The organism is Bacteroides faecis MAJ27, assembly GCF_900106755.1.
Classification (GTDB): domain Bacteria; phylum Bacteroidota; class Bacteroidia; order Bacteroidales; family Bacteroidaceae; genus Bacteroides; species Bacteroides faecis.
Window position 1 is genome coordinate 51,519 of the sequence record NZ_FNNN01000024.1, and the last position, 20,221, is coordinate 71,739.

A 20,221-nucleotide genomic window follows, 5' to 3' on the forward strand; every position below is an offset into this window, starting at 1 on the left:
AATTTTGTCACCGATTCACAAAGTAGGGGTGCCTTAACATGACGGGCTGAGAACATACCCATAGAATCTGAACCGGGTAATGCCGGCGTAGAGAACCAATTAATAAGCAAGATGAAAAAAAATATGATGATGGCCGTCGCCTTATTGGGCGCAGGCTTCCCTGTCCATGCACAAACGAGTGCAGTATCAGACAGTCTGAAAGTAATCAACCTGCAAGAGGTGCAGGTAGTATCCACCCGTGCTACAGCAAAAACTCCCGTAGCATTTACCAATATAGGCAAAGCCGAACTTAAAAAGGTGAACTTCGGACAGGATATCCCTTACCTGTTGAGTATGACTCCTTCCACACTCACCACCTCGGATGCGGGGTCGGGAATCGGTTATACGACACTTCGTGTACGCGGAACGGATGGCACACGTATCAACATCACCGTCAATGGTATCCCCATGAATGACGCTGAGAGCCATAACCTGTTTTGGGTAAATATGCCCGACTTCTCTTCTTCTGTAAAAGATATGCAGGTACAACGTGGTGCAGGCACATCGACCAATGGAGCCGGTGCATTCGGAGCCAGTGTCAATATGCAGACCGAAGGTGCATCTATGAAACCGTATGCAGAATTCAACGGTTCTTATGGTTCTTTCAACACGCACAAGGAAACCGTTAAAGTGGGAACCGGACTGCTGAACAACCACTGGACATTCGATGCCCGCCTCTCCAATATCGGTACGGACGGTTACATCGACCGTGCTTCAGTCAATCTCAGTTCGTACTATCTGCAAGGAGGATATTTTGCAGAAAACACATCTGTCAAACTCATCGCATTTTCCGGAAAAGAAAAGACTTATCATGCGTGGAACTACGCCAGCAAGGAGGAAATGCAGGAATTCGGAAGACGTTATAATTCCTGTGGGGAGTATAAAGGAGACGACGGAAAGAAACATTATTATGCTGACCAGACAGATAATTATCTACAAAAGAACTATCAACTTATTTTCAATCATAGTTTCTCTACCGCATGGAATCTGAACGCAGCCTTGCACTATACCAAAGGAGACGGCTACTATGAAGAGTACAAAGACAGTAGCTATCTGGTAACATACGGGCTGAAACCATTTACAATGGATGGAAAAGAAGTTTCGAAAAGCGATCTGGTCCGCCAAAAGAAAATGGACAATAAGTTTGGCGGAGGTGTATTCTCCCTCAATTATACCAACCACCGGCTGACAGCTTCCTTGGGCGGAGGCTTGAATCAGTACCGGGGCAGCAACTTTGGAAGAGTGACCTGGGTGAAGAACTACATCGGCGCATTATCTCCCGAACACGAATACTATCGTAACCAATCGAAGAAAACCGATGGCAACATCTACCTGAAAGCAACTTACGACCTGTCCAAAGGCCTAAGTGCCTATGCCGATCTCCAATACCGGCATATAGACTACACCATCGACGGGACAAATGACAAATACGACTGGAATAAAAACACGTTGCGACCACTCGCCATAGACAAGAAATTCGACTTCTTCAACCCGAAAGTCGGACTGAACTGGAATATCAACTCCAACCATCGCATCTATGCCTCTTTCTCCGTTGCCCAAAAAGAACCGACAAGAAACAACTATACCGATGGCAATCCGGACAGCTACCCGAAAGCCGAAAAGCTGCTCGACTACGAAGCCGGATATACCTTTGCCACTCATTGGCTGACAGCAGGTGCCAATTTTTACTACATGGATTATACCGACCAGCTTGTCCTCACCGGTGCACTAAATGATATTGGTGAAGCTCTGACTGAAAACGTTCCGGACAGTTACCGGATGGGAATCGAACTCATGTTAGGCATCAAGCCGTGCAAATGGTTCCAGTGGGATATCAATGCCACATGGAGCAAAAACCGTATCAAAAATTTCGTAGAAAACATTCCCATATACGATGATGACTGGAACTTATTGGATGTCGCAAGCGTTTCTCATAAGAGTACCCGAATCGCTTTTTCACCAGATTTCCTGCTAAACAACCGTTTCGCTTTTACGTATCAGGGATTCGAAGCCTCTCTTCAATCTCAGTTTGTCGGTAAGCAATACATGACAAACGCCGAAGTAGAAGCATTGACACTGGATAAGTATTTTGTAAACAACCTGAATCTGGCTTATACATTCAAGCCCCGCAAGGTAGCGAAAGAAATCACTTTGGGTGTGACCGTCTATAATCTCTTCAACGAAGAATATGAGAATAACGGCTGGGCATCCAGTTCATACGATAAGGACGTGAATCATAGAATAGATTCTGCCGGATATGCTGCCCAGGCGGGAACAAACGTTATGGGACATGTGTCTTTCCGTTTTTAACAATAACAATTCAAACAGATAGTACAGAAGCCGCCAACATGAAACGCGGCTTCTTATTTCCTCATTTTCTCTTCCATATATTTGGAAGGAAGCACCCCAAACTGTGCAACGAACTGCTTACGGAAGGAAATCATCGAATCATATCCTACCATTTCCGCAACTTCTGTCAGACTGCTATATCGCCTGCTCATGATAATAGATGCAGCTTTACTCATCCGTACTCCATGAATCACCTCTATAATCGACAAACCAGTTTTCTGCTTAACCTTGCGATAAAGGGTCGGCTGGCTCATATTCAATTGGTCCGTCAGCACTTTTATTGTAAAATTCCGGTTTGATAAATTTTCTTCTATAATCTGAAGCATTTTAGGCATAAAAACATCCTGAACATCTTCTGAAGATTCCAGTACCTCTTCATCCAGCATAAGAGTTTTCGCATAAAGTTTTCTTAACAGATCACGTTGTTCTATCAACGCTTTCACCTTCTCTTTCAATAACTCCGGATTAAAAGGTTTCATTATATAGTCATCTACCCCTATTTGTAAACTTTTCAACCGGTCAGCATCCTCTGCTTTAGCTGTTAAAAAGATAACCGGTATATGAAAAGTCCGCTTATTTTCACGAATCTCCCGACTACATTCAAACCCATCTTTAACAGGCATCATTATATCAGATATGATTAATTTAGGTATATATTTATCAGCCATAGCCACCCCTTCTTCTCCATTTCCAGCCTCAATAACATTATAATCTTCTTTAAATAGACTGCATAAATATTCTCTCATCTCATCGTGGTCCTCTATGATCAACAAAAATTCCTTATTATTTTTCACTCTGTTAACGGTCTCCTCCATAGTCTCATTCTTTTCTGCTATTACTTCTTCCATCGGACGTTCTTCTGTCGTACACTCTTCCAACAAATCTCCCTTCACCGGATCAGGTACCATTTCATATTCTCCTGGAACAAAATGAGAAAGTCCCACCGGAATGTGCAGAACGAACCGGCTTCCTTCTCCAACACGACTGGTTAACGTTACAAATCCATGATGCAACCCCATCGTATGCTTTACAATATGTAATCCAAGACCTATTGACGTGGAATATTGCGGGATACGTTTCCCTGTTACAAACGAATCAAACACGTGCTGTTGCAAATCATCAGGTATCCCAACTCCATTATCAGACACTGTTACAAGGCAATAAGGTCTTCCGTCAATTTCCGCCTCTGACACAGCCAGTTCAATACGTCCATTCTGAGAAGTGTATTTAAAGGCATTTGATAACAAATTTTGAACAGCTGATTCTATTTTCGCCACATCCACCCATAAATACAAAGGCACTGTATCCACCTGGACCAAAAATTCCCGCTTCTTGACCATAGCCATTTGCAGAAAAGGATTAGCCACCCGGCTAACAATCTCCTTTATATCCGATTCTGACAAATGAAGTTTTATCATGCCTCCCTCTATCTTCTGTACATATAGCAGACGATCAACCAATGTCTGTAGAGAAAGACAATTCTTGTGCAATCTGCTAAATGAATCAAACCAATTATCCGATGGGGTAATGGACTTCATTATATCATGTATAGAAGCAAGTATCAAAGTAAGAGGAGTTCTTAACTCATGAGCAGCATTCATAAAAAAGTTCTCACGTTCTTCCCGTATATGCCGTTCTGCGTTTCTCTCCAAATTTGCAATCGTCAGTTCATGTTTCAATTGAATCATTTTTTTGAAACGATGTTGCCGCCGCAACAAACTATAGAAAATATAACCAACCAAAAATAAAACCGAGAAAATCAAAAGCAAACGAAACCAAACGGTCTGGCTCCAATGTGGAAGGATTGTTATCGGCAATGCAGTAACGTCTCCTTCCGTATTATTAGGGAACAATGTTTTGACTTCAAAAATATAATAACCGGCAGACAAGTTGGTAAACGAGACCTTACCCGCTTCAGAAACAATCCAATCTTTTTGATATGGATATAACCGATAGCTATATTTTTGCAGATCCTTCGAAAAAGCCAGATTATTGAAAAGGAGAGAGAAATCACGGTTTGCATTGACCAGTTCCAAATGGTCAATTGATGCAATATTTGAGTCCAAAACAACTTGCCCTTTTATCTTCTCACCTATATTGATTTGTTTATTATCGACTTCCAATCCAGTTAAAAGAGTTTTGCTGGCAATGGTGGCAGATGTCAGTATTTCCGGTTCAAAATAAGTTAAGCTCTTGTTATTTCCCCAAAATAAAGTATTCTTAAACAACATCACAGATTTATTGCTACTAGAAATATAATAGTTGTAGAAGACATGTTGTTGTCGGCTATATCTTGAGATACCGGATATACTCCCCAACCAAATACGCTTCTTCTCATCTTCCACTATACAATCTATACAATCATTACAAAGTCCATCTTTTACTGTATAAAAAGACGTTATCCTATCTTCGCCCACAGGAATGATTCCAAATCCATTTTTATAACCCACATATACAGTTCCGTCAGTACCAGTCAGTAAAGCACTAACTACACGAGCTCCTATATTTTCTTTTTCTTCATATCCATGAACCATCTTGAATGGACGAACATTGACCTGTGATAATCGTACAATACCTTTTGCTGTCCCTATCCAGATATTCCGCTGTTTATCTTCACAAATAGCAGTGACCCATGGCTCTGCATCTTCTTTCAAGGCTTCACGCAATGAGAATAATTCAAAATGACCTGTCTGATGATCAAATAAGTACAATCCGGCAGAAGTGCATACCCAAAACCGATAACGGGAGTCAATCATTAAGGCCACTATATAGGAGTTTACCTTTTTCCCTAAATAATTGAGCGGATATATATGGAAAGAATCGGAACTCCAGTCATAACAAATCAAGTTTCCGGAAGCATTTCCAAACCATAAATTAGAACATGAATCTTTGATTGCACAAAACACCGGGACTTCCTTTTGATTGCCCACAGGAGAAAAGTTCAGTGGTCGCGATTTAGCATAAGGCTGGTCACTACGCATAATTCCTTCATGGTAAGTGCCCAACCAAATTCGACCATCTTTGTCAGCTACCTGAGCAGAGATTTCATTATGTTTTTTGCTGTGATATTGCATATAAGAATGCTGTCTAAAATCAAAATAGACAATCCCTCCTCCTCTAGTTCCGATCCATAGTATTCCCTCTTTATCATAATAAACAGAAATCATTCTTGTCTCTACATTCCGGTACTGCAAAAATGAGGTATTCGTATAAGGCGTTGCCAACAACTTAGAAGGATCATTTTCTTCAGGAGCTAACAGAGTATATCCATTCCAGGTTACTGCAATGTAAGAATCATTATCCAATGCAACCACCCCATACGCATCTGAATGTGATAAAGAAGACAACCTGGCATCCTCATTATACTGATAATAATCAGATTTTCCCGTGGGAATATGCAGACGAGTTACTCCACCCACTATAGAAGAAACCCAAATATATTCCCCTTCACTCATGATAGTAGTAGCATTAGCACTAGGATTAATAGAGTATTTGAACTTCCGGACCACTTTACCTGCAATCTTATCAAAGAACAACAAATTTCCCTTATCGGTAACCAAATACAAGAAATGCCCGTCTTGTGAAGCACATAAATTCGAAAAAGATTCCCCCTCATCTAAAAAAAACGGATAGCCTGCTTCGACGGTCATCTCTATTTGTAAGTCACCTTTCACTAATTTATAATGTCGTTTCAAGCATTGCAATTGTCCGCCTTTTACTATCCAAAAAAGTGAATCCCCCGTTATTTCCATAGCACTTACAGAAATGGCCTTTTTTCCATCCTGAAAAGACGGAAGAACAAATTTCTCTTTCCGTCGATCAAAACAATATAAATACTCATTAGCTATTACCCACAATTTATCATCAGAAGTCTCTTTTATATCGGAAACATACATCCTCGCATTGTCTACACTAAAATTGCGAATCTGCTTCCCGTCATATCGACTCAGCCCATTACTGGATCCAAACCACATAAAACGATCTTGATCCTGATAGATACAAGTAATGATGTTATCTACCAAGCCATTACTCATATTCAACTGATGAAGTTCATTATAAGGCAGAACAGCATAGAGAGAAGTAGTAATAACTAAAGAATTTATAATAGCAATCAAAACAAGGACGGTATATCGAACGGTTCGCTTCATTATATATTCATATTAGTTTAAGTGTCACAAAAATAATCAATATTATAACAGAAAGGCGAAGCAAATGATAAAAAAAGCAATTTTGAATGAAAAGATATACATGGATGAATAAAAGCATATGCTCCTGATTCCTTGAAATCCCCTAAGTTTGTATCCTGAAAACCGAACGGAAAGTGTGCTTCACAATTATATATAGCCATTTACACCTTTGAATCTGTAATATTTAAAACAATTAATCACATGAGAGAAAAAGCCAAAAGCCCTTAAGTCAAATTGAAATCAATTAGAATCTATTAAACCTTATTTAAATAGAAAGCCTAAAAAGACCTTTTTTCAAACTAATAAAATCTTATAGAAAAACATGCGTAAATCATTTAATCTAATCTGGATGGTTTTCGGCTTCCTGCTACTAATAGTAGGTTGTAATGAAGACAAGAAAAGCACAGCTTTCGATCCTAATCAACCAGTCAAGTTTACAGAGTTTATGCCCGATTCCGGTGGCATACGAACCAAATTCATTGTTAAAGGTTCCAATTTCGGAGAAGACAAAAGCCAAGTGAAAGTTTACTTCAAGGATGAAGTAGGTAATGAACGGGAGGCATTGGTTTTAGGTGTCAAGCCTGATGTTATTTATGCCCAAGTGCCCAAGCAAGCCGGAGGGGAAAGCCATGTACGGGTGGAGATTGCCGGAAAAGAAGCTGAACTCAGCAATGCTGAAAAAACATTCAAATATATTGTAACTTCTTCCGTATCTACAGTAGTAGGAAAAGCCAAAGAAGGTGGCAATAAAGACGGAACTCTCGGCGAGACCACATTCAATACTCCAAGGTATGTAGCTGTAGACAATGATGACAATGTATTCATATTCGACTCTGATGGGAGAACGCGTTTATCATCCATCGAACAAAATAAAACGATCACTTTACTGGATGGCATGGTAATCGACCAACCTTTATTTATCGATAAAGAAAAGAAACAACTATTTGGTCCATGCGATAATGCCAACTTCGGTTGTTTCTTATTCGATGCTAATGTGAGCTGGGTGGCTGATAAAATGGGACAGCTTTTAGCCAACGGAGGATGGATGCATAGTGTTGTTCTCGACCCTGTAGATTCTACTTTTGTGATATACCGCCAAAACACAGGACAATTGTGGACACAACCTTTTGATAAGAATAAAAGAACCTTAAATCCCAACAAAGCAAAACGAATCGGTACACTCTATAATGTAGGCTCCAATGGTTTATGTGCTTACAATCCGGTTGATAAGTATGTTTATTGTGTGTTGCATAGTAAAAGTGCAGTTTATCGCTTTAAGCTCACACGCGATGCGGACGGTTGGCCAGCTCTAGACGGAGACATTGAAGAATATATTCCCGGTGCAGGCGCAGGCTTCCGGGACGGAGATGTACAAGAAGCACAATTCAATGAGCCGCGTGGAATTGCTATTGATAAAGAAGGCAATTTATATATAGCGGATGTTAATAACCATCGGATTCGTAAAGTTGACACCAAGTTAAATATCGTGACCACGATAGCAGGTAGCGGGAAAGGATACAAAGACGGGGATCCTTTGGAAGCCCAATTCGATCAGCCTTGGGGTGTCTATTTGGACAAAAATGAATTTCTTTACATTGCAGATCAAAACAACCACTGCATCAGAAAACTTGCTATTGAATAATTAATAAGGAATAGAAATGAAAACACTATATTTTAAATTAACCCTGTGTTTCTTTCTGCTATTGGCAGGAAATGCAACACAAGGGATATGGGCCCAACAAGAACCAATTCAAATTGCCGGAATCGTGTTAGATGAACATGGTGATCCGCTCCCGGGTGCAAACATATCTGTTAAAGGGAAAGAAAAAACCGGAACTATAACAGATATGGATGGTAACTTCAGTATGAAATCATTAGCTCCAAAAACAACGCTGATTGTTTCATTTATGGGATATAAGAGCAAAGAAATAGTGGTTGCTCAAACCGATAAGAAGATGCGTATATCTCTGGAGCCCGACTCAGAATCATTGGACGAAGTAGTTGTTGTAGGTATGGGAACACAACGTAAAGTCAGCGTGGTAGGTGCTGTCACCAGTGTCAATCCGGCTGCCATCAGTGCTCCGTCAACTTCCGTAGCCAATATGCTGGGAGGTGTGGTTCCCGGTATTATAGCCGTTGACCGAAGCGGCGAACCGGGGCAGGATGTTTCTGAGTTCTGGATTCGCGGTATCAGCACATTTGGTGCCAACCAGTCTGCGCTGGTTTTGATTGACGGTATTGAAGGAAACCTCAACGACCTCGACCCGTCGGATATTGAGAGCTTCTCTATCTTGAAAGATGCTTCGGCAACAGCCGTTTATGGTGTACGTGGTGCAAATGGCGTTGTTTTGGTAACGACCCGTTCCGGTCAGGAAGGTCGAACCAAGGTAACCTGGAAAAGCAGTATGACTCTCTCTTATTCCCCCCGTATGCCCGAATATCTGGAAGCATACGATTATGCCAGCTTGGCAAACGAAGCCCGAGTGGTAAGCAATATGGACCCTCTTTATAGCCCGACAGAACTGGAGATTATTAAAGCAGGACTGGATAATGACTTATATCCAAACGTTAACTGGCAAAAAGAGATACTGAAAGATGTAACTATTAATCATCAGCACTATTTAAATGTATCCGGTGGTGGAAAAGTTGCCAGATATTTTGTCAGTGTAGGAGGTACATTCAAAGATGCTATCTTCAAGCAAGACAAAGTTAACAAATACAACACGAATGTCAAATGGGCTAAATATAATTTCCGCGCAAAGGTAGACATGAATCTAACTTCATCGACGATCATGGGATTGGCTATGGACGGAGCTATTGTAGAAGACAGAGCACCGGGATTCGGAACTAACAATGACGCACTCTGGGCCGCACAAGCCTATCTGACTCCCCTGACGGTGCCTTTACGTTATTCCAATGGAATGCTTCCTGCTTATGGGAAAAACGGAGAACAAATCTCACCATATATCTTGTTGAACCATACCGGATTTAAAAAGGGAAACCGGACCACTATGAACATCAATTTCACCTTACGTCAAGACTTCGGAAAATGGATCAAGGGTTTGACTGCCAGAGGAATGTTCTCGTATAACAATAACAATATACACAACGTAGTCCGCTCCAAAATGCCGGACCTATACAAGGCCTTTGGCCGTTACAATGACGGTTCATTAATGACACAACGTACGGTATCAGCCAGCAACATTCAATTCGCCAAGAGTGCTGCCAGTGACCGGAGATATTACTTCGAATCGCAACTTGCCTATGAAAGACTTTTCAATCAGGAACACCGTGTAACCGGTTTGATACATTACTATATGCAAAGCACCGAAACCACCGAAGCAAATGATGAAATTTCATCTATTCCCAAACGTTATCAAGCATTATCTGCCAGAGCTACTTACTCTTATAAAGATGCTTATCTGATAGAAGGAAACGTAGGATACACCGGTTCCGAAAACTTTGAACCGGGCAAACAATTCGGTTTGTTCCCTGCAATAGCCTTAGGATGGATCCCGACCCAATACGAATTTATGCAGAATCATGCAGGATGGCTCAACTTTTTGAAGATCAGAGCTTCTTATGGTGAAGTTGGTAACGATCAGATCGGTGGTGGACGTCGGTTCCCATATCTGACGTTGATTAACTTTGGAGGTGGTAGTCGTTGGGGTTCCAATGGATTGACAGAAAAACAAATCGGAGCCAACAACTTACATTGGGAGGTAGCCAAGAAATATAACCTGGGTATCGACTTCCAATTTCTCAATGATAAAATAGGTGGAACGGTAGATATCTTCAGAGACACTCGTGATAATATCTTTCAGGAAAGAAAAATGATGCCTTCGGAAGTAGGCGTCGTGACCAACCCATATACCAACGTAGGACGTATGCGCAGTAGCGGTATAGATGGTAACATTTACCTGAACCAGAAAATAAACGAAGACAACTCTTTCACGGTGCGTGCCAACATGACATATGCTGTCAGCAAAGTTGTACATTGGGACCAAGATGCGGTGCGCTACCCTTACCAATCGTATAGCGATGTAAATTATGGTGTTATGCGCGGTTTGGTTGCATTAGGCTTATTTCAAAATCAGGATGAAATCAACCGAAGCCCGAAACAGACATACGGCGAAGTACGCCCCGGAGATATCCGCTATAAAGACGTGAACGCTGACGGAAAAATTGACGATGACGATATTGTTCCTATTGCACACTCCAATGTACCGCAAATTCAATACGGTTTTGCACTGGAGTACAGATATAAAAGATGGACTATCAGTGCTTTATTCACTGGAGCAGCCAAAGTTAACTTCTTATACGGCGGTTCCGGATTCTATCCCTTCTCAGGCGGAGAAGTCGGCAACATTCTATCCATCGTAAACGACCCGAAGAATCGTTGGACACCGGCATGGTATTCAGGGGATCCTTCTACAGAAAACCCGAATGCACGTTTCCCGCGCCTGACTTACGGAGAGAATAAGAACAATAACCGTGCTTCTACTTTCTGGCTGGCAGATGGTTCTTACCTGCGTTGGAAATCATTGGATATTTCCTATCGTATCGGAACGAATAAAGTACTAAGGACAGTGGGCATCAGTGATATGAATCTGCAATTTGTCGGACAGAATCTGGCAGTATGGGATTCAGTGAAACTATGGGATCCGGGACAGGCATCTAAAAACGGCGCCGTATATCCGCTACAGCGTACCTTCTCTTTACAGTTAACAGCTACGTTCTAATTGAAAACTATTATGAAAAAGATATTAAAGAAAAGCCTTCATATTCTATGCACGACACTGGGAATCATCCCGTTCATGCTGACTTCATGCAACTATCTGGCAGTTGATGAATACTTTAACGACCTGACTCCACTCGACTCCATCTTTGCCAGACAAGATTATCTGGAGCGTTATGTGTGGGGAACTGCGGCATTAATGCCCGCTCAAGGCAACTTGTTTTCCGGTTCCTACGGTCCTTACGAGACTGCGGTAGATGAAGTCCTTCTGTCATGGCAGAAAGCTGAGTACGCCGGTACCTACTTGTATGCAGACAAAATCACGCAGAACGATTCTTACTACAACATGTGGGGACAATACTACAAAGGTATCCGTAAGTGTAACACTATCTTCACCCGCATCGATGAATGCAAAGACCTGAAAGGATTGGACAGACGTGAAATTATGGGTTTGACTCATTTCATGAGAGCTTCCTTCTATTTCTATCTGTTGGAACTTTACGGACCGGCAGTCATCCTTCCCGAAGAGCCGCTGTCGGTAGATGAAAACATTGAAAACTTGTCATTCGAACGTAACACGTACGATGAATGTGTGGAATATATCTGCAAAGACCTCGAAGAAGCTTACAGTCTACTGGACCCGACGCGCCCGAGCACTCAGTTCGAACGTCCTACCAAATATGCGGCAGCCGCCCTCATGTCACGTGTCCGGCTTTACCAAGCTTCCAAGTGGTACAACGGCAATCAATATTATGCCGACTGGACCACTTCCGACGGACGAAACATGATAGCCCAGCAATATGACCCGGTGAAATGGGCGAAATCAGCTGCTGCCTCCAAGAGAATTATCGATAGCGGTATTTACTCATTATACACTGTACCCAGCGATGAAAACACGTATGCATCCTCTCAGGCGTCACAAGCGGAATTTCCGTTAGGAGTAGGAGGAATCGATCCTTACCATTCGTATATAGACATGTTCAATGGAGAAGCACTGGCTGTGAAAAACCCTGAACTTATTTATGCTACTCCCTTGAACAACAACATCATTTCAATCGCCTTCCCGTTGAAACTGGGAGGATGGAACGGCTTAGGAATCACTCAGAAACTCATAGATGCCTACTACATGAAAGATGGAGAAGATTATGTGCAACAACCTGATTATTATGAAGAAGCGGGTACTGTACCTACCATCGCCACAGGATATGAGCTGAGACCAACCGTTGCCAAAATGTATCTGGACCGCGAACCGCGTTTCTACGCATCTATCGGATTCTGTGAATGTTTCTGGCCCGCAACTTCGGTAACAGGAACCGAAGCTCCCAACGTGACTAACTTTACAGCAGGATATTACGTGAATGGCAACTGTGCAAAACAGGCTGCCAATCCAGAAGACTATAACTTAACGGGATATACTCTAAAGAAATATATCCATCCGGAGGATAACTGTACCAGTCATACAGGTGCTAAAATAAAACCGAAAACATTCCCTGTATTCAGATATGCGGAAATACTGTTGAACTATGTAGAAGCATTGAATGAACTGAAAGGAGAACCGGAATATACGGAAGCGGCAGATAACACCACTTATCATGTTTTGTATAATCCGGAGGAAATCATGTACTACTTCAACATGATTCGTTACCGTGCCGGATTGCCGGGCATCACCCTTGCCGATGCCAGCGATCAAGTGAAGATGCGTCAGTTAATCATCCGCGAACGTATGATCGAATTTGCATGCGAAGGAAGAAGATATCATGACCTGCGTCGTTGGGGACTAGCAGAAACAGAAGAGAACAAACCGGTACAAGGTATGGACGTTACCAAGAAGACGACCGAAAGAGACCAATTCTATACTGTTGTCAATGTAGTTCATAAGTATGCATTACGCAGCTTTGACAGGAAGATGTACTTCTATCCTATTCCGAGAGCCGTATTGGATAAAAACGCGAAACTGAAACAAAATCCAGGATGGGACGGATTCGGAGATTGGTAACTTACCTCTTTCCATTATATAACTGATTATTAATCATATAAAATTGAACATATAATGAGATCAATATACAAACTAGTGGTCTGTTCTTTACTAACACTCTCCATCACTTCTTGTGAAAAAGACCTGCTTGAAAAAGAACAATATCAGAAAGAAATCTACCTGATCGGCGCTTACAACCGAGTATGGACTACAGAAGTAAGCTACAGTAACGAAGAAGTGAAAACTTATTTCACGGTCAGCAGTTCCGGTACGTTAGCATTAGATCGAGATGTGAACGTAAAAATGAAGATCAACGAAGAGCTGGTAGATATTTACAATAGAAAGTACTGGACCGTTCTGAATGAGGACAAATATTATAAATCATTGGATACTGATTTATATTCCATTCCTTCTTTGGAGAATACGGTAATCAAGCACGCTGAAGGTATTTCCGCCGAAGTTCCTGTGTTGATAAAGACAGCAAGTCTGAAGATTGACCAGTCATACGTCATCCCCGTCGAAATAGAAAGTACAACAGGATATCCGATAAGTACATCCGGGTGTAAAATGTTGGTTCTATTAAAATTAAAGAATGACTATTCGGGCAGTTACCAGATGAGTGGACATACCACTTTAGAAGGAGAAACTCCGAAGACGATTCAGAAGCCTAAAACGATTAAGCCTACCGGAGTCAACACCGTCAGACTATTCTATGCCATGAACAACGAGAGCGACGAGAAGGCTGATATCCAAACGGGTACAATAGAACTGACCATCACGGATCAGATAGTGGAAGGCACTAATGATGTGAAGAAAGTTTCGGTCAAAGCATGGGATGCTGAAAACGGACCGGCAATTGTCGACTCAGGAGAAAGTACCTACAACACAACCGCCAAAAAGTTCAGCCTCAAATATACAATCGGTAACACGATATATGAAGAGCAACTGACTAAAGAAAAAGAAGTTTTATAATACACGACAAATGAGGAGAAGAGGAGATTTCACGGCATCACAAAAATGCCGTTGAAATCTCCTCTTCGTTTTTTAACGGAAGACTTGTTTTTACATGATTCCTTGTTTTCCTTCTGCTAAATTCGTAATTTTACCGCCGATTCACGCAATAGGGGTGCCCTAACATGACAGGCTGAGAACATACCCATAGAATCTGATCCGGGTAATGCCGGCGTAGAGAACGAATAAATAAGCAAATATGGAAATGAATTATCTGGAGATATTCGGTACGTTTATCGGCATTATCTACCTGTGGCTGGAGTATCGCGCCAGTATCTATCTGTGGCTGGCGGGCATCATCATGCCGGCCATTTATATCTTTGTTTATTACGACGCAGGACTGTATGCCGACTTCGGCATCAACATTTACTATCTGATAGCTGCCATCTACGGATGGTTCTTCTGGATGTGGGGACACCGGAAAAAGAAAAGCCAACTGACAACTGACGGGCAAACGACAGAGAAAACGAAAGATCTTCCGATTGTACATACCCCATGGAAATGTTACCTGCCACTGCTTCTAGTGTTTATCGTGTCTTTCGTCGGCATTGCCTGGATACTTATCGAATACACAGACAGTAACGTTCCGTGGCTGGACAGCTTCACAACAGCGTTGAGCATTGTCGGAATGTGGATGCTGGCACGCAAATACATTGAGCAATGGTTTGCCTGGATTCTTGTCGACATCGTCTGTTGCGGACTATATATTTATAAAGATCTCTATTTCACCTCCGTATTGTACGGACTTTACTCCATTATAGCTATCTTTGGCTACTTCAAATGGAAAAAATTAATGAGCATACAATGATAAACGAACACTATACACACGAAGCCGTGATACTTGCCAACGGCGAATATCCTGTCCATCCACTCCCTTTACAAGTTTTGGCAGATGCCAAATATGTAGTTTGTTGTGATGGAGCCGCCAACGAATATATTTCGCGTGGACATACTCCTGATATAATTATAGGAGACGGAGACTCGCTTCTACCAGAATATAAAAAGCGTTTTTCTTCTATTATCCATCAAATTCCGGATCAGGAGACGAATGATCAGACCAAAGCTGTTCATTATCTGCAAAGTAAAGGCATACGGAAAATCGCCATCGTAGGTGCTACCGGCAAACGGGAAGACCATACATTAGGAAACATCAGCCTACTCATGGAGTATATGAGAAGTGGTATGGAAGTACGGATGATAACTGACTACGGTATATTTATTCCTGCACAAGATACACAAACTTTCGCTTCACATCCCGGACAGCAAGTCTCTATTATCAATTTCGGTGCTAAAGGATTGAAAGGAAAAGGATTGGTTTATCCTCTTAGTGACTTTACTAATTGGTGGCAAGGCACATTGAATGAAGCTATAGCAGAAGAGTTTAGCATTTATTGCACGGGAGAATATTTAGTATTCCTCGTAATTTCTGATTATCTATAATATTTATTCATTCCTGTACGATGCCGCACTTTTACTATTTAAAAGTGACAGAATCGTAAACAAATGGAAGGATGACATTACCTTTCATATTAAGGCATCCATACTTTCCTGCTTTACAGGCAGGAATATTCCCATTTTTATCAGGCCATGATATCCAGTCGAACTTAAAAGGAATAATTACTTCACCCTTTATATTAATGACACCCCACTTCCTCCTATATTCTGCAGAGAACATTATGCCATCTTCCCAACATATCATATCCGTATATTTTAAGGGCACAAGAATCTGATTGTTCAAATCAACAATTCCCCATCTTCCAGAATACTGATATTTTTTCCCTTCCTTGAAACCAATATTTACAGCAACCGTATCAGTTCCGATATATTGGATATTATCATATATCGGAGGAATAATAAACTCATCTATATTATTAATTAATCCACATTTTGCTACAACAGGAGAATTATCTTCCGTAAATACAGAATCTTTTACCCACACAACAGCTTTCCCATTGATAAAAGGATAGGTATCGATAATCATCATTTCTAATTATTTTGAATTGATCCATTCCATTGCTTCCGGTATTTGTTTTGTTAGAAACTCATACCATTTCCCTGGACTAAAATAACAAGACGAATGCTTCATAAATACAATATTAACACTATAGTTAGGGTTCATATTAATGGACATTTTCCTTGGGTAAACTCTATTAATTTTTTCTAATATATCAATCTCTGAATATTGAATCTGATATTTGGCCATCGTGCTTTCAAACAGCTGCGAAGACTCTATCCCAACAAAGATACAATCAGTAGGATGTAATATATCGACAATTTTCAAAAAGAGTTCCCAAGCTATTTCATAATCATCAAGATTGGGACGTTCCTTAGGTGCAGTGGTATAATCCAATTGTCTTTGGATAAAATTATAATATGCAATTTTCGACAACACCAATTTATCTTCAGAAATTATCCCTCGGTCACATAATGCCTCCATTAAATTAGGGTAGGTTCTATTACACCATGATTTATCTACCAATACTTCATACAAACAATTTCTCGTATGATATTTATCTACTTTTACCTCCTGTTCCCTCAGTTTTCCCTCATCTTCAATATCTTCGTCGATGTAATGAGATTCTCCTACAATTAAAATCCTACGTTTACCATCCTCATAGTCCTTACCTACCCAAGGATACCATGTCAGATTCTCAATCTGATTAAATTGAGAGTCGTATTTTACTTCAACAATTTGATCCATATTAACTATTTTAGAATAAAATATCCCATTTGTGTTCACTTACAAAGCTACTAAATCCATACCGGTTTTGCAATAAATCAAGTCACAAAAAATAGAAGTATTTGATTCATTTCCGCACAGAAATGAACTGAATTATAAATTGAGGATTAGGCACGGATTACACGGATTTCACGGTTTTAGTGCTATGATTACGTAAAACAACCGTGTTAATCCGTGTAATCCGTGCCTAAATATATTCTTTTCCGATTCGTAATGAAGCATAATAACAGATCGACAACGTATACACAGACAGACAAGTTAGTAAATATGGAGTAATTGATCAGCCCTGATTCCAATATCAGTTTCAACCGTTGGAACAAAGTGTTTCATGCCTTGAAACTAAAAGTTTCATTACTTGAAACCATTTGTTTCAAGGCATGAAACTCTTTGAAGATACACTACAATGAGAGCAAAAACAGCTTTCAAATCATTAGGAGGGATATAGAATTTAATTTTTGTTCGATTCAGAGTATAATAAATCCGCTGTTACCTAAGAAGATATACACTTATAGGTAACAGCGGAAAATCTATTATTTCTAAGGATATTTGCTTGAGCAACAGGATCAAATAGTAAGCAGATACTTCTTGAAGTCTGCAAATTCCTTCGTCATTGGCAAGCTCTTCTTCTCCCCTTTCATAAACTCCTGCAGCTTGGCCGGTATCTCTACCGCTTCACCGATAATACCTTCTACTGTTTCCAGAAATTTAGCAGGGTGAGCTGTTTCGAGAAATACTCCCGTTTCACCCGGTTTCAATCCTTCTTGCAAAGCGCGATAGCCGCATGCCCCATGAGGATCGAGCAAGTAATGATGTTCTTTCCAAGTTTCCTTCACTGTTTCGCGAATCTGTTCGTCAGTATAGGTAGTTCCCGAAATCTCAGCAGAAATCTCAGCATGAGAACCGCCATACAGATCAAGCACACGGGCAAAGTTACTCGGGTCACCTACGTCCATAGCATTAGCGATAGTTGCGATGGATGGCCGGGGATTATATTTACCTGTTTGCAGGTATTGATAAAATATATCGTTGCGATTGTTGGCAGCAATAAAACGTTTGACAGGCAAGCCCATCTTCTTTCCAAACAAGCCGGCTGTGATGTTACCAAAGTTTCCGCTAGGTACACAAATCACTGCATTATCGGCTTTTCCGGCACGCTTCAGCTGGGCATAGGCATAGAAATAATAGAATGCCTGCGGCAGAAAACGAGCCACATTGATAGAATTGGCGGAGGTCAGCGACAGATGTTCGTTCAATTCCTTATCCATGAAAGCAGCTTTTACCAACGCCTGGCAATCGTCAAACGTTCCGTCCACTTCGAGAGCAGTGATATTCTGTCCTAAAGTAGTGAATTGCTTTTCCTGTATCTCGCTGACTTTCCCCTTCGGATAAAGCACATACACATGAATACCTTCCACACCCAGAAAACCGTTGGCAACGGCACTCCCTGTATCACCGGAGGTCGCTACCAGTACGTTTACATCCTTCTGTCCTTCTTTCTTGATGAAGTATCCCAGCAAACGTGCCATGAAACGACCGCCTACATCTTTGAAAGCCAGTGTAGGTCCGTGGAAAAGTTCCAGAGAATAAATGTTGTCCGCCACCTTCACCAACGGAACATCAAAGCTCAATGTATCATACACAATCTGTTTCAGTGTATCAGCGGGAACGTCTTCACCAAAGAAGGCATCGGCTACACGGTAAGCGATTTCCTGAAAAGAAAGGCTGTCAATCGTATCGTAAAAATCCTGAGGAAGCGGCTTGATAGTCATAGGCATGAAAAGCCCTCTGTCAGCGGCAAGCCCTTTTACTACGGCTTCTTGCAGAGAAGCCATCGGCGCCTGTTTATTCGTACTATAGTATTTCATTAGATCATATTTTTATTCATCACAGACTACGCAGTTCCATACAGATTTCAATGTCCGGCGGGCAATCTGCATAATCTGTGACGAAGCGTTATTTCATGAACTCTTTTATAAATTCGTCTTCTTTCAACACACCGTAACTGCCATTGCATGCCGATACCTCATCGTATGTCTGTACCTCATCCGGTTCGATACCCGGATACCAGATAAGGAATGGTATAGGCTCGGAAGTATGGGTACGAAGTTCACAAGGAGTAGGATGATCGGGCAATACAGCAATCGCCACCGGCTCGTCCCAGTCTTTCACAGCCTCATAGATAGGTCCGACCGCACGTTTGTCGAGATTCTCTATTGTCAGAAGTTTCAGATCTATATCCCCCTCATGTCCAGCCTCATCACTGGCTTCGATATGGAGATAGACGAAGTCATCCGTCTTCAGAGCTTCCAGAGCGGCAGCTACTTTATTCTCGTAATTTGTATTATACAGTCCGGTTGCCCCCTCCACTGCGATGCGACGCAAGCCGGCATAATATCCGATTCCGTTAATCAAGTCAACAGCCGAGATAACAGCTCCTTTCTTTACTTGCGGGAAAGTTTCGGAGAAAGTGGGCATCTGCGGACGATAGCCGGGGCTCCAAGGCCAGATACTATTGGCCGGATCTTTGCCTTCGGCAATCCGCTTCAGATTTAACGGATGATTCTTCAGCAATTCCTGTGATTGAAGAATAAGGTCATTGATAAGGCCTGCCGTTTCCTGAGCCTCCGGCACTGAAGGCTTCACCATCAACGGACGGAAAGGTTTCAAAGGAACATCGTGCGGAGGAGTACAATCCAACTCTTTATTACCGCCTTTGATCACCAGCAGATGCCGATACTGAACTCCCGTATGAAAACGTACGCGATCATTTCCCAATTTCTCTTGCAGATACTGAATCAGCACATCTGCCTCCTCTGTAGATATATGTCCGGAAGAGTGATTCTTCAGAATCTCTCCTTCCACACAAATCAGATTACAACGCATTGCCATCTCTCCCGGCTTCAAGTCTACGCCGATACTGGCAGCTTCGAGCGGTCCGCGTCCCTCGTATACTTTCGGAAGATTATACCCCAACACAGACATATTGGCAACCTCACTACCCGGATGGAAACCTTCGGCAACGGTAATCAAACGACCATTGCGCCCCATGCGGGCTAATTTATCCATATAAGGCGTCTTCGCATATTGCAGGAGCGTCTTGTCCCCTAATGACTTCACTGGCCAGTCGGCCATTCCGTCTCCCAATATAATAATATGCTTCACTTCTTTAGAAATTAAGAATG

The 20,221-nt window shown here is 41.6% G+C and carries 12 protein-coding genes and 2 riboswitches; of the genes, 7 read left to right on the top strand and 5 right to left on the bottom strand.

Going from position 1 to position 20,221, the window contains the following annotated elements; all coding sequences use genetic code 11:
- Positions 1 to 14: 14 nt before the first annotated feature.
- A riboswitch (TPP riboswitch) is annotated at positions 15 to 111 on the top strand.
- Positions 112 to 2,349, top strand: a complete 2,238-nt coding sequence (locus BLW31_RS18365; RefSeq protein ID WP_029425007.1) for a TonB-dependent receptor — start codon at positions 112 to 114, stop codon at positions 2,347 to 2,349.
- Between the two features lie 53 nt (positions 2,350 to 2,402).
- Here BLW31_RS18365 and BLW31_RS18370 read toward each other — a convergent pair whose 3' ends face one another.
- A complete protein-coding gene (locus BLW31_RS18370; RefSeq protein ID WP_010535405.1) occupies positions 2,403 to 6,536 on the bottom strand; it encodes a hybrid sensor histidine kinase/response regulator transcription factor in 4,134 nt (1,377 codons plus the stop codon).
- 361 nt (positions 6,537 to 6,897) lie between these two features.
- Between BLW31_RS18370 and BLW31_RS18375 the strand changes: the two genes are divergently transcribed.
- The 6 genes from BLW31_RS18375 (at position 6,898) to BLW31_RS18400 (ending at position 15,739) form a co-directional block, all read left to right on the top strand.
- On the top strand, positions 6,898 to 8,217 hold the full coding sequence (locus BLW31_RS18375) for an NHL domain-containing protein (protein WP_010535406.1): 1,320 nt from the start codon (positions 6,898 to 6,900) through the stop codon (positions 8,215 to 8,217).
- 16 nt (positions 8,218 to 8,233) lie between these two features.
- Positions 8,234 to 11,317, top strand: a complete 3,084-nt coding sequence (locus BLW31_RS18380) for a SusC/RagA family TonB-linked outer membrane protein (RefSeq protein ID WP_010535407.1) — start codon at positions 8,234 to 8,236, stop codon at positions 11,315 to 11,317.
- A gap of 12 nt (positions 11,318 to 11,329) precedes the next feature.
- The gene (locus tag BLW31_RS18385; RefSeq protein ID WP_010535408.1) at positions 11,330 to 13,309 is read left to right on the top strand and encodes a RagB/SusD family nutrient uptake outer membrane protein; all 1,980 of its coding nucleotides are present in this window, start codon (positions 11,330 to 11,332) and stop codon (positions 13,307 to 13,309) included.
- 54 nt (positions 13,310 to 13,363) lie between these two features.
- Positions 13,364 to 14,260, top strand: coding sequence for a BT_3044 domain-containing protein (locus BLW31_RS18390; protein ID WP_010535409.1), 897 nt, complete (start codon positions 13,364 to 13,366; stop codon positions 14,258 to 14,260).
- Between the two features lie 140 nt (positions 14,261 to 14,400).
- A riboswitch (TPP riboswitch) is annotated at positions 14,401 to 14,497 on the top strand.
- Between the two features lies 1 nt (position 14,498).
- Positions 14,499 to 15,107 (top strand): nicotinamide riboside transporter PnuC, encoded by a 609-nt coding sequence (gene pnuC, locus BLW31_RS18395; RefSeq protein ID WP_010535410.1) that lies wholly within the window; start codon positions 14,499 to 14,501, stop codon positions 15,105 to 15,107.
- Positions 15,104 to 15,739, top strand: coding sequence for a thiamine diphosphokinase (locus tag BLW31_RS18400; RefSeq protein WP_010535411.1), 636 nt, complete (start codon positions 15,104 to 15,106; stop codon positions 15,737 to 15,739). Before pnuC ends, BLW31_RS18400 begins: the two co-directional genes overlap by 4 nt.
- A gap of 34 nt (positions 15,740 to 15,773) precedes the next feature.
- Here the strand turns inward: BLW31_RS18400 and BLW31_RS18405 are convergent, their stop codons facing one another.
- The 4 genes from BLW31_RS18405 to BLW31_RS18420 all read right to left on the bottom strand — a co-directional run bounded on the left by BLW31_RS18405 (position 15,774) and on the right by BLW31_RS18420 (position 20,201).
- On the bottom strand, positions 15,774 to 16,283 hold the full coding sequence (locus BLW31_RS18405) for a WG repeat-containing protein (protein ID WP_010535412.1): 510 nt from the start codon (positions 16,281 to 16,283) through the stop codon (positions 15,774 to 15,776).
- A gap of 6 nt (positions 16,284 to 16,289) precedes the next feature.
- Positions 16,290 to 17,000, bottom strand: coding sequence for a hypothetical protein (locus BLW31_RS18410; protein ID WP_010535413.1), 711 nt, complete (start codon positions 16,998 to 17,000; stop codon positions 16,290 to 16,292).
- Positions 17,001 to 17,602: 602 nt separating this feature from the next.
- Positions 17,603 to 18,904: a threonine synthase gene (gene thrC, locus BLW31_RS18415; protein WP_010535414.1), complete on the bottom strand. Its 1,302-nt coding sequence runs from the start codon at positions 18,902 to 18,904 to the stop codon at positions 17,603 to 17,605.
- Between the two features lie 88 nt (positions 18,905 to 18,992).
- On the bottom strand, positions 18,993 to 20,201 hold the full coding sequence (locus BLW31_RS18420) for a cofactor-independent phosphoglycerate mutase (protein WP_010535415.1): 1,209 nt from the start codon (positions 20,199 to 20,201) through the stop codon (positions 18,993 to 18,995).
- Positions 20,202 to 20,221: the final 20 nt, after the last annotated feature.

Excerpts from the sequence above, each read along its gene's own strand:
- BLW31_RS18365 (WP_029425007.1), top strand. The coding sequence starts at position 112 with ATGAAAAAAAATATGATGATGGCCGTCGCCTTATTGGGCGCAGGCTTC.
- BLW31_RS18370 (WP_010535405.1), bottom strand. The coding sequence starts at position 6,536 with ATGAAGCGAACCGTTCGATATACCGTCCTTGTTTTGATTGCTATTATA.
- BLW31_RS18375 (WP_010535406.1), top strand. The coding sequence starts at position 6,898 with ATGCGTAAATCATTTAATCTAATCTGGATGGTTTTCGGCTTCCTGCTA.
- BLW31_RS18380 (WP_010535407.1), top strand. The coding sequence starts at position 8,234 with ATGAAAACACTATATTTTAAATTAACCCTGTGTTTCTTTCTGCTATTG.
- BLW31_RS18385 (WP_010535408.1), top strand. The coding sequence starts at position 11,330 with ATGAAAAAGATATTAAAGAAAAGCCTTCATATTCTATGCACGACACTG.
- BLW31_RS18390 (WP_010535409.1), top strand. The coding sequence starts at position 13,364 with ATGAGATCAATATACAAACTAGTGGTCTGTTCTTTACTAACACTCTCC.
- pnuC (WP_010535410.1), top strand. The coding sequence starts at position 14,499 with ATGGAAATGAATTATCTGGAGATATTCGGTACGTTTATCGGCATTATC.
- BLW31_RS18400 (WP_010535411.1), top strand. The coding sequence starts at position 15,104 with ATGATAAACGAACACTATACACACGAAGCCGTGATACTTGCCAACGGC.
- BLW31_RS18405 (WP_010535412.1), bottom strand. The coding sequence starts at position 16,283 with ATGATGATTATCGATACCTATCCTTTTATCAATGGGAAAGCTGTTGTG.
- BLW31_RS18410 (WP_010535413.1), bottom strand. The coding sequence starts at position 17,000 with ATGGATCAAATTGTTGAAGTAAAATACGACTCTCAATTTAATCAGATT.
- thrC (WP_010535414.1), bottom strand. The coding sequence starts at position 18,904 with ATGAAATACTATAGTACGAATAAACAGGCGCCGATGGCTTCTCTGCAA.